Annotated in this window: 15 protein-coding genes; 1 reads left to right on the top strand and 14 read right to left on the bottom strand. The window is 34.8% G+C overall.

Going from position 1 to position 12591, the window contains the following annotated elements; all coding sequences use genetic code 11:
* Positions 1-559: 559 nt before the first annotated feature.
* The 9 genes from ACEWK1_RS24470 to ACEWK1_RS24430 form a co-directional block, all read right to left on the bottom strand.
* Positions 560-787 carry a hypothetical protein gene (locus tag ACEWK1_RS24470; RefSeq protein ID WP_121661729.1) on the bottom strand — a complete coding sequence of 76 codons (228 nt, stop codon included), beginning with the start codon at positions 785-787 and terminating at the stop codon, positions 560-562.
* A 73-nt stretch (positions 788-860) separates the two neighbouring features.
* A complete protein-coding gene (locus tag ACEWK1_RS24465; RefSeq protein WP_416636740.1) occupies positions 861-1970 on the bottom strand; it encodes an acyltransferase family protein in 1110 nt (369 codons plus the stop codon).
* A gap of 149 nt (positions 1971-2119) precedes the next feature.
* Positions 2120-3109: an LLM class flavin-dependent oxidoreductase gene (locus ACEWK1_RS24460; RefSeq protein ID WP_212134873.1), complete on the bottom strand. Its 990-nt coding sequence runs from the start codon at positions 3107-3109 to the stop codon at positions 2120-2122.
* Between the two features lie 2 nt (positions 3110-3111).
* Positions 3112-3396, bottom strand: a complete 285-nt coding sequence (locus ACEWK1_RS24455; RefSeq protein WP_212134872.1) for a DUF3219 family protein — start codon at positions 3394-3396, stop codon at positions 3112-3114.
* Positions 3397-3539: 143 nt separating this feature from the next.
* Positions 3540-3692, bottom strand: coding sequence for a hypothetical protein (locus ACEWK1_RS24450; protein ID WP_162987320.1), 153 nt, complete (start codon positions 3690-3692; stop codon positions 3540-3542).
* An 11-nt stretch (positions 3693-3703) separates the two neighbouring features.
* Positions 3704-4855 carry a Ger(x)C family spore germination protein gene (locus tag ACEWK1_RS24445; protein WP_212134870.1) on the bottom strand — a complete coding sequence of 384 codons (1152 nt, stop codon included), beginning with the start codon at positions 4853-4855 and terminating at the stop codon, positions 3704-3706.
* A complete protein-coding gene (locus tag ACEWK1_RS24440) occupies positions 4848-5951 on the bottom strand; it encodes a GerAB/ArcD/ProY family transporter (protein WP_416636739.1) in 1104 nt (367 codons plus the stop codon). The genes ACEWK1_RS24445 and ACEWK1_RS24440 overlap by 8 nt, the downstream gene beginning before the upstream one ends.
* On the bottom strand, positions 5948-7411 hold the full coding sequence (locus tag ACEWK1_RS24435; protein WP_416636742.1) for a spore germination protein: 1464 nt from the start codon (positions 7409-7411) through the stop codon (positions 5948-5950). Before ACEWK1_RS24435 ends, ACEWK1_RS24440 begins: the two co-directional genes overlap by 4 nt.
* Positions 7412-7673: 262 nt before the next feature.
* Positions 7674-8951: a M48 family metallopeptidase gene (locus ACEWK1_RS24430; RefSeq protein ID WP_212134866.1), complete on the bottom strand. Its 1278-nt coding sequence runs from the start codon at positions 8949-8951 to the stop codon at positions 7674-7676.
* 339 nt (positions 8952-9290) lie between these two features.
* Here ACEWK1_RS24430 and ACEWK1_RS24425 point away from each other — a divergent pair, with 339 nt between their 5' ends.
* Positions 9291-9479 carry a hypothetical protein gene (locus ACEWK1_RS24425; RefSeq protein ID WP_121661721.1) on the top strand — a complete coding sequence of 63 codons (189 nt, stop codon included), beginning with the start codon at positions 9291-9293 and terminating at the stop codon, positions 9477-9479.
* A gap of 12 nt (positions 9480-9491) precedes the next feature.
* Here the strand turns inward: ACEWK1_RS24425 and ACEWK1_RS24420 are convergent, their stop codons facing one another.
* From ACEWK1_RS24420 to ACEWK1_RS24400, 5 genes are all read right to left on the bottom strand, one after another.
* Entirely contained in the window at positions 9492-10349 is an 858-nt protein-coding gene (locus ACEWK1_RS24420; protein ID WP_212134864.1) for an energy-coupling factor ABC transporter ATP-binding protein, read from the bottom strand.
* Positions 10350-10377: 28 nt separating this feature from the next.
* Complete coding sequence (gene cbiQ / locus ACEWK1_RS24415) at positions 10378-11154, bottom strand: cobalt ECF transporter T component CbiQ (protein ID WP_212134862.1); 777 nt, start codon at positions 11152-11154, stop codon at positions 10378-10380.
* Between the two features lie 10 nt (positions 11155-11164).
* On the bottom strand, positions 11165-11443 hold the full coding sequence (locus tag ACEWK1_RS24410) for an energy-coupling factor ABC transporter substrate-binding protein (protein WP_121661718.1): 279 nt from the start codon (positions 11441-11443) through the stop codon (positions 11165-11167).
* Between the two features lie 2 nt (positions 11444-11445).
* Entirely contained in the window at positions 11446-12204 is a 759-nt protein-coding gene (locus ACEWK1_RS24405; RefSeq protein WP_212134860.1) for an energy-coupling factor ABC transporter permease, read from the bottom strand.
* A gap of 145 nt (positions 12205-12349) precedes the next feature.
* Positions 12350-12591: nitroreductase family protein (locus ACEWK1_RS24400; protein WP_416636738.1), on the bottom strand; the 242-nt coding region annotated here is incomplete at its 5' end.

Raw genomic sequence — 12591 nt, 5'->3', positions numbered from 1 at the left:
ATTCGCTAGATCCAGAATTAGGTAAAAATTATAGTAATAGCGTCTTAATTTTGTAATAGTTTCCATTTGTGCATTCTTTTTTAGTTACAAAGTAAAAAATGCATACGCAAATAAGAGATGCGTATGCTTTGGCATTGATAAGTAGGATAAAACCATCCGTTAGATCCAGAATTAGGTAAAAACTCATCGTATTAGCGCTAAATATTGTAATTTCTCCCATTTATGTATCATTTTTTAGTTAAAACGTAAAAATAGCATACGCAAATAAGAGATGCGTATGCTTTGGCATTGATAAGTAGGATAAAATCATTCGCTAGATCCAGAATTAGGTAAAAATTATAGTAATAGCGTCTTAATTTTGTAATAGTTTCCATTTGTGCATTCTATTTTAGTTACAAAGTAAAAAATGCATACGCAAATAAGAGATGCGTATGCTTTGGCATGAAAAGCAGGATAAAACCATTCGTTAGATCCAATATAAGGTATAAACCGATAATATAGCAGCTGAAACCAAAAAATAATGACCATTTACGAAGCCCGCTAATTCTACTGAACCCAACTATATTTGTTTTCTTACCTCATCTCTCAATGATTCAATCAAATTGTCTGATAAGTTTGCCGGTAATGATGTTTCGTTTTCAAATACCCATGCATTGATTAGTTCAAGGTCAGATTTTTTAAACGTAATGCTGTATTCTTTATTGCTATGTGTAAAATCTGCTGTTACACATTCTTCTCCGTCAAATCCATCATCAATAATCATATGCTCTATTTCAAATTCCTTCATAATTATAGACTCCTTTTTTATGATCATATTTATAGATTTGACTAGATCTTAAGTATTATTCACAAAAAATCCCCTATAAAATCTTTTTCATACCGGGAATTTTAATAATGAGGCTACTAATAAAAAAGCAAAGAATGATGGCTAAACAGCTCACAATGATCCATTCAATCATTGGATAAAAGGTTCCATGAAATAATAAACTCAGTCCAACAATGATTGCCGGATGAATAATATAAACGGTATATGCTGCTTGTGCTAAGTTATTTTTAAAAGAACTTGAATTGTTAACATGTTCTTTAAAATAAGCTAGAAATCCTAAAATAAGACCAATTGCAACAAAAGGTTCCCATAATGCATAAACAAGCGCTTGAACATTAATACCACCTTCAAATTGTAGACCACCATCCAAAGCACCATTTGCAATTAAAGCAATTGGTAAAACGGGAATCGTTATAATAGAGATCAATTGCCATCTTTTCACAACTTTCTTATTTATTAACTCCAACCAATTATGGCGCTTAGCGATAATCCCCACAATAAACAACAAAATATAGGAAGGAAAATAACCAAATTGTAATCCTAAGAAACTCTCACCAACAGGATAAACAAGTCTCACAAGAAATGCTGTTATTCCTAGCAGGATAGCTGTAAGGAACAAACGTAATAACGTTGGTGGATTGATTTTCAGCACAGTTCTTTTCTTCATTACCTTTCGAATAATAACATAGACAATAGTAAAATAAATGAGAGTTTCCACGAACCATAGTGGTCCAAAATGTATCGTATGGAAGGTAAATACTTCTTTCATATAGTAAGTTGATAGAGACATCGTTTCATGAAAATGAGCATAATAGGTAATAACAGGACCTAATATAAACACATAAAAAAGCAATGGAATGCCAAGACGGATAAAGCGTTCCTTTAAAAAAGAGGAAGCTCCTTTTCGGTCATATGAACTAGGTGTAAAATAACCCGAAATGAAGAAGAAAAAGCCCATAAAATAAGCTTGATTCACAGCTGTAAAAAGAGTTAATACAATCATAGAAATTGTTAACTCATCATCATCAACAACTTTATAAATCCAATCCCCGCCTGCTCCATATGCAATCGCAGTATGATGAATAATAACAACGATTGTTAAAATAACTCTTAAATAGTCTAAATAGTATAATCTTTTCCCCATATAATACCTGCTTTCTTTTTTAACGTTACCAGTCATTTCTATTTTATATAAAATATTCCTCAAAGATAAGACTGTATTTAGTTAAAAAAAGTTTCTACCAAAATAAAAAAAGTGCGCTAATTGAAACGCACTTTTCTAAAAAAATAAAATTAAATATTAGCAAGTAGGCGGTATGATTGAAGACGATCTTCTGGGGAATGAGTGATCGTTACAATCATGATTTCATCCACGTGATAATTCTTTTTTAATTCATCTAGTTTTTGTTTAACGGTTATAGGATCACCGATAATTGATTTTTGCTTTCTCTTTTCAAGAGACTGTTTTTCATCTTCAGTAAGTTCATAATTTTTTGCGTCTTCAATAGAAGGTATTCCCTGTTGTCCTTCACCTTTTGCTTGCTGTATCCCCCATATGAATGAACTTAGGGCGATTTCTTCAGCTCGCTCAGTTGTTTCTGCACAAATCACTGATACGGTTAAGATGACATAGGGATGCTTTTCTGATTTCTTTGATTCAAACGCATCTAAATATTGTGTAATGATTTCTTTCCCGTTATTTTCACTCATGAAGTGCCCAAATGCGTAACTCATTCCATTTTCTGCAGCTAATTGGGCGCTTTTCTTACTTGTACCAAGAAGCCAAACTTCAGGAGCAATGGCTGGGACTGGAGCAGCAGAGATTTTAGAATAAGGATGATCTTGAGGAAAATCTCGTTCAATAAAATGAAGAAGTTCTTCAACAGCTTTCGGCATGTCCCACACTTGCTTTAAAAAGGTATCCGATAATGCATTTGTTGCTTCGGCGGAACCACCTGGCGCTCGTCCTATACCGATATCTATTCGATTTGGAAACAATGTTGATAGCATGTTGTACGTTTCAGCCACTTTATATGGTCTGTAATAAGGTAATAATACAGCTCCTGAGCCAATTCTTATTTTACTTGTGCCTGCCCCAATGTAGCTTAACATCACTTCTGGTACTGAACAAGCAAGCCCTGGTAAATCATGATGCTCTGCAATCCAATAACGTGTATACCCTAATTCTTCCGCTACCTGGGCAAGCCTTAATGATTCGTTTAACGCCTCTTGAGCGGTTTGATTTGATGAAATAGGAGATTGATCTAATATGCTTAACCTCATCATTACCCCTTTACCTCAAGTAAACGTAATGAAAAAGTCGCTACTTGACCTTTTTCATAAAGATTCGTTAATGAAGTTGAATAGTTCGTAATCATTGCCTGAAAAGAATGCTCTTTCTCAGGAACTTTCACAAGAAAATTGTTTTTATAAAGTAATGTTGTGATTTCATGATATTCTTCACTAGTTACGAAAAATTCGATTGAAATGCTAATTAAATTTTGTAGCATTTCTTCTTTGTAACTATTTAGTTTAAGTAACTTGTTATTAAGATAAATTTCTTTAACCATTCGTCTTGCCTCCTATCTCTATTCCCATCATATAATGATAAGCAAAAGATGGAAAATATAATGCCTAAATAATCATTAAGAACGCTCAGAAACTAATTCAACAGAGAAAACCTTGTAAAGAATACCTTTACAAGGTCTCTCCCTTATTCATTTTCTTCTTTATGCTTCCAACTTGGATTGCCAACCTCATAAAGCTTTCCGCTGATCCGATAAAGAACAAAAGGGATAAAAAACGCTAAAAACATGCAAAACAATTCACTGACAGTTGGTATTAAAAGCTGAAAAAAATCTTTCATTTTCCCCTCCATCATTGTAATGTTGATCGATTTATTGCTCCGCTTTTACTAATTACTGAATTAACAGTCACTTCAATTTTGGCATCTTTAAAACAATTTTCTCCATAATCCCATTTTTCCTTGATTTTCTCCCATTCATCAGGATATTTCACACTCAATTTTTCCCCAAATTTAAAAATATCCGTTTTTAGTTCTTGTTGAATTTCATTAATGGCTATTTCAGTAAATTCATATATTCTTTTTTCAATTGCTTGCTCAGTATGTTCTAATTCCTGATCATTTAATAAGTCGAACGATTTATAAGTTTCAGGAATTGAACCTGATGTTTTGATATTTACCTTAAAGGTAATATCATCAGGGCTATTAAATATAGGCGTTATATCGGATTGAACCTCTTCCATTTCATAAACAACAATTTCATCATCAACCTTCGCTTCTAGAAGTCCGCCTTCAATCTCGCCTGTTATAAAATTTACACCTTCCGTAGCTTCTTCCCCAATAAAGCCAACCAGTTTATCTGAACTACCGTTGAACACAGCATGACCTGCTATTTTTACTTCTTCCCCATTTATTTTTTTAATCATCTGTACCATGAAGCTTTCATGATCAAGTAATTTTTCATGTAAATCACCAATTCTTGTTGGTGGGATCATTCTTGCATTTTTATAATTATTTCTTGAAATGGATTGAATATACATGGTTGGCAACTTTTCATTAGCAGGGTTTACTTCTAAAATATCAAAGGCTTTCTCAGGTGTAATCATCACTTGAGTTCCTCTTCTCATTTCTGGATACCGGAGAAAATAGTCCAGTACATCAGGAAAGTAATCTGATTTTGCTACCTGCTCTGAAAAAACAATGAGCTTAATGTGCTCATAGAAAGGAGATCGACTTGTTCTAGCAGCCACTCGTCTAACTGTTTCAAACATGGTATTTCCTGACGAAACAATATTTTGAAAAGCAGGATCACTATCTGCGTTCATACCTATTGCAGAAGGGACGACAAATTGTTGAGTTAATTTGAGAGGCATTTCGTTATTTTCTTCATTTAAATCGATTCCTGCACCAATTACAAAACCACGCTGCTCTATTTCAATTGCATCCCAACACCCACTACAAAGTAGCAAAATAAGGAAAACGACAAGGATCTTACAATTATGCATGTTGAATAACCTTCCTTATTTTTGTTAGGCAAAAAAATAAAACTGGAAAAATAACTCCATAGAAAAAACCAATACCAGCAAGTATTTTTCCTAGCAGCTGAATTTGATATGCATTCTCTGGTGTTACGGCAACATAATAAATAAGCGGTGATAAGATAAGAATAATCGTTTTCCTTTTTAATTTTGTAATAGAGTGCAGCAAATGGATGCTAATATCAAAAGCCATTGAACAAGTATTAAATACAGTCATAATCCAAACGGTAAAAAAAATGGACTCAAATCTTTCAATAAACCCTCCAGGTGCTTCAATCTCTTTAGCACTTTCTATTGTCGGATAAATGATTTCAGAGGTAGCTAAATTTCCAAAAACCCCAATTGTAATCACATAGATCACCAGATACAGTAGAATCGGAATACCTATTCCAACCATCGTCATTCTGGGTGCGTCTTTAGGTGACTTTAAAAGGGATATATAAACAAGGATAATGGTGTAACCAACAAAAGAAAAAATCGTTTCTTGTGCACCTTGCCAATATCCATTTAGTGACGTTGTAAAAAATGGTTGAATATTACTAAGCTGAAACAATGAAATATTCGAAAACTGAACAACTAATGTGACCGTAAGTACGATTGGTAAAAACATTAAATTTAGCCTTAATAAAGCAACTCTTGAGCCAGAAACACAATAAATGACAACTAACAGAAAAGTAAGTGCAATGGCCTCAATTGGTGTTTGATCAAACATGTAAAGCTTTGAAATATTGGCAATCACTCTTGTCTCTAATGAACAAGTAAATAGAAATGCGAGAGCCAGGATAGAGGTTAATCCCAACGCAACCGGTTTCGTCATCATATCCGATGTAAATTCAAAAAACGATTTTTTTGGAAACTTTGAAATACTTTTAGCTAACAGCCACCCAAAAAACAGGAAAAAGCCTCCACTAGATAGAATAGAAACCAAACCATCTAATCCTTTTGTGTGTGTTGCTACAAGGCGTGGCAAGGTCAGGACTCCAATTCCAATGATCATTGAGGAAATGATGAAAGCTAATTCCTTCCCATCTATCTCTTGGTCAGCATATTCTACAGTTTTCATTGGCCTTCCTCCTTTTTCATACGACTCTCGTCTTCTGGTTCCAAATAATGTGGTCGTTTCTGGAAAAAAGTAAGAGGTGCACGAAACACGAGATCTTTCCAATCACTGTAAAATGTTGGTGCAAAAGGTGTTGTATATGGGACACCCACAGATTTTAAGTTCGCCATATGGATGTTGATCATAATATAAGCCAAAATAATCCCATAGAACCCAAAAAAGCCAGCTACAATTAAGAAGAAAAAGCGAAGCATCCTAATTGTAATAGCAAACGAATAAAATGGGATGGCAAAGGTAGAGATAGCTGTAACTGCTACCACAATCACCATGATAGGACTTACAATACCAGCACTAACGGCAGCTTCACCAATAACCAACCCACCAACAATACCTACTGTTTGTCCAATTGGCTTTGGAAGTCGAATCCCAGCCTCACGTAAGATTTCCATTGTTATTTCCATAAAAAGCGCCTCTATCAACGAGGGAAATGGAACTCCATCTCTTGTCGAAGAAATGGAAAAGGCAAGCTTTGATGGAATCATTCCAGGGTGAAAAGAAACTAAAGCAACGTATAAGCTTGGTAAAAATAAAGCAATAAACGCACATAAATATCTTAAACCTCTTATTAATGAGCCAATATACCAGCGTTCATAATAATCCTCTGGTGATTGAAGGGTTTCTGCAAACGTAATTGGCGCCAACAGGACAAATGGTGTTCCATCTAAAAAGATAGCGACCTTTCCCTGTAGAATTGCAGCGGCAACTTTATCAGGCCTTTCCGTATTTTGAATTTGTGGAAAAGGAGATAAAAAATCATCCTCAATCCATTGTTCAACATAACCTGATTCAAGAACATCATCAATATCAATAGATTGAATGCGCCTTCGTATTTCTTTCACAATGCTAGGATGAACAATTCCTGCTACATATGATATAATAAGGTCCTTTTTTGAACGTCTTCCTACTTTAAATGATTCAAAATGTAAGTTAGGATCTTTTATCCTTCTTCTTAAATGAACAATATTCGTTTGTATATTTTCTGTAAACCCATCTCTTGGCCCACGCACTAATGCTTCTGTAACAGGCTCTGAAATGCTACGGCTTTCCCATCCTTTTGTTCCGATCAGCAAGACTTTTTCTTCTGAATCAATCATTAGAGCAGTATCTCCTGAAAGAATCGCTAAGCTTACATCATCTAGCGTGTTTGTCACCTTTACTTCAGGAATAGCTACTATCTCGTTCTCAAATTTTTCTAGAAGCTTCTCAGTTGAATGTTGATCAATCTCAGCATCTTTAAGCTCGGATTGTATGGTACGAATAATATAATGATTGATCGTTTCCTTGTCAGCAAGACCATCAAAGTATATAAGACAAAGCCCCTTATTCCCGAATGATAACCTTCTAACGATTAAATCGTTTGGAGAATCCATCAAATCTTGAATTTGTTTGATGTTTGTCTCCATATCAGAAACCAATTCCGGCTTAGGACCATCAGTCTCCTTCTTTTCTTTGAAGAATTGCTGCTGTTGGAACTGAGCTTTTCTCCTTAAAAAACCAAACAAGTAAAACACCTCTTTTTAAGTCAGAAAGTGGTTTCTATCTGATTATTTATAACCAACTGAAAAGAGACTATTCATATGGGGATTAGTTACAAAATATTTTAACAACTATGATGAAGTACTTCGAAAAAATAAAAAGAGCTGTCACCCAGCTCTTTTTTAAAACTTATTTATACTGTGTTAAAAGCTCAACAAAATTTGTGTAACCCAAGTCAGTAGCATGATCAATTGCTGTAAGTCCATCAACATCCTCGAGTGCTGGATCAGCACCAGCTTCTAGTAATAATCTTCCTGATTCTACATCTTCCATCATGACAGCTTGTATTAATGGAGTCCAGCCATAATCATCCTGAAGATTTGGATCAGCACCGGCTTCTACAAGGAATGGTATATAGTCATGTCTTTCGTATGAAATAGCAACAATTAAAGGATTTTCTCCATACTCATTCACCTCATTTGGATCTGCACCTTCTTCTATAAGTGATTGTACTTCATCCATATCATCATCGATAATTGCTTGCATAAGCGGACTATATTCAGACGGATACACATCACTAAGGAAATTGAATTTTGCTGCCAACAATGTTGCACCTACAGCTCCACCTGCAATTGCAATTGGAATTAATAGAAAAACAATGACCATAATGATAACAGCCATTTTCGTGCGGCTAAGTAAGGTAATGCTCGGCTCTCTTTCAGAAAAAGTTTCAATTTCGTAAATTCGTTTCGGAAGAGGTGGATGTGTTGATAGCAATTCAGTTAACGTTGTGAAAAAACCTCTTTTTTCATTATATTGCTGTAAATAATCCTCTACATTCACCTTATGATATAAACGCCTGCCAGCCGCTAATATCAATAAGCCATTTATCGCACTTTCAGGTTTTTCTGTATAATAAGCAGCCATGCGATCACATGTATATTCTGCCGTTCTTAAATAACCTGTTCCGATAAAAGGAATCCACATGCTAAGTGAAAGAAATGCACTTTTCACCACATGATTTCGTTTTATATGGGCAAGTTCGTGTGCAATCACATAATCAATATCAAAATCCTTTGCGTCTTCTGCAATATCAACAAAATCCGAATATAACACAATCATATTTTTCCCATAAATCGCTAGAACTTTTGTGGCAAAAGCATTCAAAAGACCACCTGATTCAACGATATATACCTCTGGTACAGTTTCCATTTCCATTTTGTTAGCTAAGTGACTAACCTTTTGATACAATTCAGGAAATTGAGATTCTCTTAGCCTTACACCATTAAGTTGGATATGTGACATAGATATGATGTGCGAAAAAATGGAAAGTACCGCGATGACTAAAAAGATAATAATCCCCACAATAGATAGTAATAAATAAATAGCTAAAAAAAACGTTGAAAGTACACAAAGAATAAACATCGTGTCTTCATGTTTGTGTACTAAAGAATAGTTGGATTCCATTTTTAAAACTCCTTTATATTGTCTACTGTTATCATTATCATTCCCAAATAAATGGCTTAATGAATAGAATGAACAAAAGACAAAATTGTATAATCACTAATTTTTCTTTATGGCTTCACCCCTAAATATTTATGAACAATCTGTAAGATTAAAAATATGATATAGAAAAGGATAAATTATATCTTTTTACAATGAGTAAATTCACCATAATTGCTTTTCAATCAAAAAACGAATTTTGCTAATTATTGAATTTGATAAGAATAATTGCACTATTAAGATGAATGTTTTCCGTTTTTTGGTAACCAATTTCTTATAAATTTACAAAAAGGAGTGCTTTAGGTGTTTGATCGACATCCTTTTTTATTTTTAGCTTGTATGATTGCAGGTTTTGCTTTAATTAATGTACCTTTAAGTGAGCCTTTAGCTGCGCTTAGTCAATTGGTTATATTTTTAGGCGAACTTACAGTTTTGTTTTTCTCATTTGTTTTAATTTTTCATGGCATTTTATTTGTTTTCGGAAAGAAATAAATAAACCCCCTCTTATTTGGAGGGGGGGTTGTTACCTAACAATTTATTCATCATTTCAAAGAATTCTGCTTTTGTTGAAGGATAAGTAGTTGAGGCTACGCCTGTCGTTTCAAGTAGTTTTTCATAAACCTCCATCACCCACGGCTTTTCTAAGTGACTTTTCTGAAGAACGTTTATTTGTTGAAACACATCATATGGTGCTCCTTGACACAGAATCTCTCCATCATGTAACACAATGACCTCATCTGCCCATTCATAAGCAAGATCTACATTATGTGTAGACAGGATAATTGTTCGATCTGGGCTATGAAGAGTTCCAAGTAATTCCATTATTTTTCTGGAGTAATATGGATCCAGTCCAGCTGTTGGTTCATCTAAGATCATAAGCTCTGGCTCCATTGCCATCACACCAGCAATTGAGACTCGCTTTTTTTGACCAATGCTGAGAAAATGTGGTGGTTTGTCTTTAAGTGATTCTGTTTCTGTTAGTCTCATCACTTCTTGCACCTTTTGCTTCACAAGGTCTAGTGGTAATCCTAAATTTTTCGGACCGAACATAATGTCATCATATACACTTGATGAAAAAAGCTGGGAATCGGGATTTTGAAAGACTATGCCAACATGTTGACGAAGTTGTTTGATTTCTTTTCGATTATAGGTGATTTTTTTCCCTTTAAACGTGATGGTACCTTTTGAAGGCTTAATAATACCATTGAGGAGTAGAAATAGGGTTGATTTACCTGCCCCGTTATTTCCTATTAAAGCTATTTTTTTACCTTGCTCAATTGACAAGTTGATATCGTTTAAAGCCATTGTTCCGTCCCCATATTGATATGAAACATGTTCTAATGTAACGAGTGGTGATTTCATAGGGCACCTCATTTCTGCGAACTAAGATTTATCTTGTTAAAATTGAAATAGTGAAAAGCCCCACCACAACCACCAAAATCCCGGCACATCGAGACCGGTTAATAGCTATTCCTATTTCAATATCATATAATCCCTCTTCACCACCACGACTTTCAATCGCTGTTTGCAACTCTTTTGCAGATTGAGAGGATTTTATAAAAAGACTAACAATTAATTGTGCTACTGATGTGATCCAGTCCTTATGATTTTGATAGCCTAGCCTACTTGACTGCGCAAGAAAAATTTCATGCATTTTATCTAAAAGCACGAAGATAAATCTGTACGTCATTCCAACTAGTTCAATGAATAAGATTGGAAGCTTTAATTGTTTTAATACCCACAGAATCTGGTTAATCGAGGTAGTTAGAATAAGAAAGTATAAACAACTAATACTAGCTATCACGGTTGTACCTAGATCAAAGGCTTGTTTCAAATTCGCTAAGCTAGTATAGATCGACCAAGATCCTATTTCTATTTGCCAAAGTGGATTTACATTACTGTTTATTGAAGTAACTGAAATCACAATCGTCATCATACTTGTTAGCAAAAACATAGATGGTAAAAGTAAAAGCTTTATATATTGAGATAACGGTATTTTAGCTGCAAAAACAACACTAATGCTCATGATAAAAAATGTGAGACAAGCAATGCTTTTATTTTTCGTGATGATCGTAAAAAGCAAAAAAACAAACGCAAACGCTACTTTCTCAGCTGGGTGAACGTGTTTCAGACCATTTATATAGGCGTACTGATCAATTTTTAACATTCAAGCTCCTTTAATCTTTTGACGAGTATTTTTTTCTAGCTCGTCCAAAGCCGATCACATAACCGATAAAAATAGCACCTGCTGCAGCTTGTAAAGAGAAAAGCAAGCTTTCAATTTCACCACTTGGAGGTTCCCAAATCGATGAAAACCAAGGCTCATACGATGGTGCCAATTCCCCAATCATTTCTTCTGCTTGACCATCTGCTCCGCCAAACTCCGCATCCTTTTGAAGGAACAAAGGGAAAATAGCTAATAAAATAACAAGTAAAAATAGCAATAAATTTTTCATCGTTAGCTCGCCTCCTTAATAGTAGGTAAGTTTGTTAGTTCAGTCATATTGTATTTTATTAATAAATTCATCACGATAACTGTTAATAATCCTTCACTTATGGCTAGTGGGATTTGTGTGATACCAAAAATACCAGCAAACTTAATAAAAGAAGCGAAAAATCCACCAACCTCAGCTGGAAACGCTAATGACAATTGAACCGACGTGACAATATATGTACCTAAATCACCTAGCATCGCAGCAAGAAAAACAGATACAGCAAATGATAGCTTCATTTTTCTTCCTAGTTTATAGATACCATATGCGATAAATGGGCCAACAACTGCCATCGAAAAAGCGTTTGCCCCTAATGTTGTTAACCCACCATGTGCCAATAACAATGATTGAAATAGTAACACAATCGTACCGATCACACTCATTGCTGTTGGTCCAAATAAGATACTACCTAATCCAACTCCAGTTGGGTGAGAACAACTGCCCGTTACGGACGGAATCTTTAGGGCTGATAACACAAAGGCAAATGCTCCGGAAACACCTAGCATTGTTTTCAATTCAGGATGTTCACTCACATTTTTTTGGATACTTTTTAAGCCAAAAATGATAAACGGGAGTGTTAGTGCCCACCAAAAAACCGCCCATCCAATTGGTAAAAACCCTTCCATGATATGCATTGCATAGGCTTCTTCGTATGAATTAGACCAAAAGTAACCTGTTAAAGCTACTACAGCTATTAAAAGAGCCCAATTATAGTTTCTTTTCATTTCTACTTCCTCCTACAGAAAAAATGAATGGTTGTCCTTCATTTGCTTCTATTAAAACAAAACAGGCTGGCTCAACCAAAAATCTTGATTTTACCATTTAAGCTTTACTTGTCAAGTTACGAGTAAAGCACCTGTTATGAATGTATTACGAACTACCCCATGTTTCTTTATATATTAATTTTTCTAACGATCGTCTTTTTTCCCATTTTGCTGATTCTAAAATCGGTGCCTTCGGATAATCATCTGTATAGCCAATTGAAATCAATGCAACCGGATCAATATGAGGTGGAATGGCTAATATATCGCGAACATCTGCTTTTTTATAAAAGCTAACCCAGCCCATTGCTAATCCTTCCACACAAGAAGCCAGCCACATATTCTGAATCG

This window comes from Metabacillus sp. YM-086 (genome assembly GCF_048059995.1).
GTDB lineage: Bacteria > Bacillota > Bacilli > Bacillales > Bacillaceae > Metabacillus > Metabacillus litoralis_B.
Note: the sequence above shows the minus strand (reverse complement) of the source record. Positions and strands in the feature narration are given on the sequence as shown.

What these genes read in the sequence shown, in the direction of transcription:
- cbiQ (WP_212134862.1), bottom strand. Translation starts at nt 11,154, where the DNA reads ATGTTAAAAATTGATCAGTACGCCTATATAAATGGTCTGAAACACGTT.
- ACEWK1_RS24435 (WP_416636742.1), bottom strand. Translation starts at nt 7,411, where the DNA reads ATGGAGACAAACATCAAACAAATTCAAGATTTGATGGATTCTCCAAAC.
- ACEWK1_RS24465 (WP_416636740.1), bottom strand. Translation starts at nt 1,970, where the DNA reads ATGGGGAAAAGATTATACTATTTAGACTATTTAAGAGTTATTTTAACA.
- ACEWK1_RS24455 (WP_212134872.1), bottom strand. Translation starts at nt 3,396, where the DNA reads ATGGTTAAAGAAATTTATCTTAATAACAAGTTACTTAAACTAAATAGT.
- ACEWK1_RS24420 (WP_212134864.1), bottom strand. Translation starts at nt 10,349, where the DNA reads ATGAAATCACCACTCGTTACATTAGAACATGTTTCATATCAATATGGG.
- ACEWK1_RS24405 (WP_212134860.1), bottom strand. Translation starts at nt 12,204, where the DNA reads ATGAAAAGAAACTATAATTGGGCTCTTTTAATAGCTGTAGTAGCTTTA.
- ACEWK1_RS24445 (WP_212134870.1), bottom strand. Translation starts at nt 4,855, where the DNA reads ATGCATAATTGTAAGATCCTTGTCGTTTTCCTTATTTTGCTACTTTGT.
- ACEWK1_RS24470 (WP_121661729.1), bottom strand. Translation starts at nt 787, where the DNA reads ATGAAGGAATTTGAAATAGAGCATATGATTATTGATGATGGATTTGAC.
- ACEWK1_RS24460 (WP_212134873.1), bottom strand. Translation starts at nt 3,109, where the DNA reads ATGAGGTTAAGCATATTAGATCAATCTCCTATTTCATCAAATCAAACC.
- ACEWK1_RS24430 (WP_212134866.1), bottom strand. Translation starts at nt 8,951, where the DNA reads ATGGAATCCAACTATTCTTTAGTACACAAACATGAAGACACGATGTTT.
- ACEWK1_RS24450 (WP_162987320.1), bottom strand. Translation starts at nt 3,692, where the DNA reads ATGAAAGATTTTTTTCAGCTTTTAATACCAACTGTCAGTGAATTGTTT.
- ACEWK1_RS24410 (WP_121661718.1), bottom strand. Translation starts at nt 11,443, where the DNA reads ATGAAAAATTTATTGCTATTTTTACTTGTTATTTTATTAGCTATTTTC.
- ACEWK1_RS24440 (WP_416636739.1), bottom strand. Translation starts at nt 5,951, where the DNA reads ATGAAAACTGTAGAATATGCTGACCAAGAGATAGATGGGAAGGAATTA.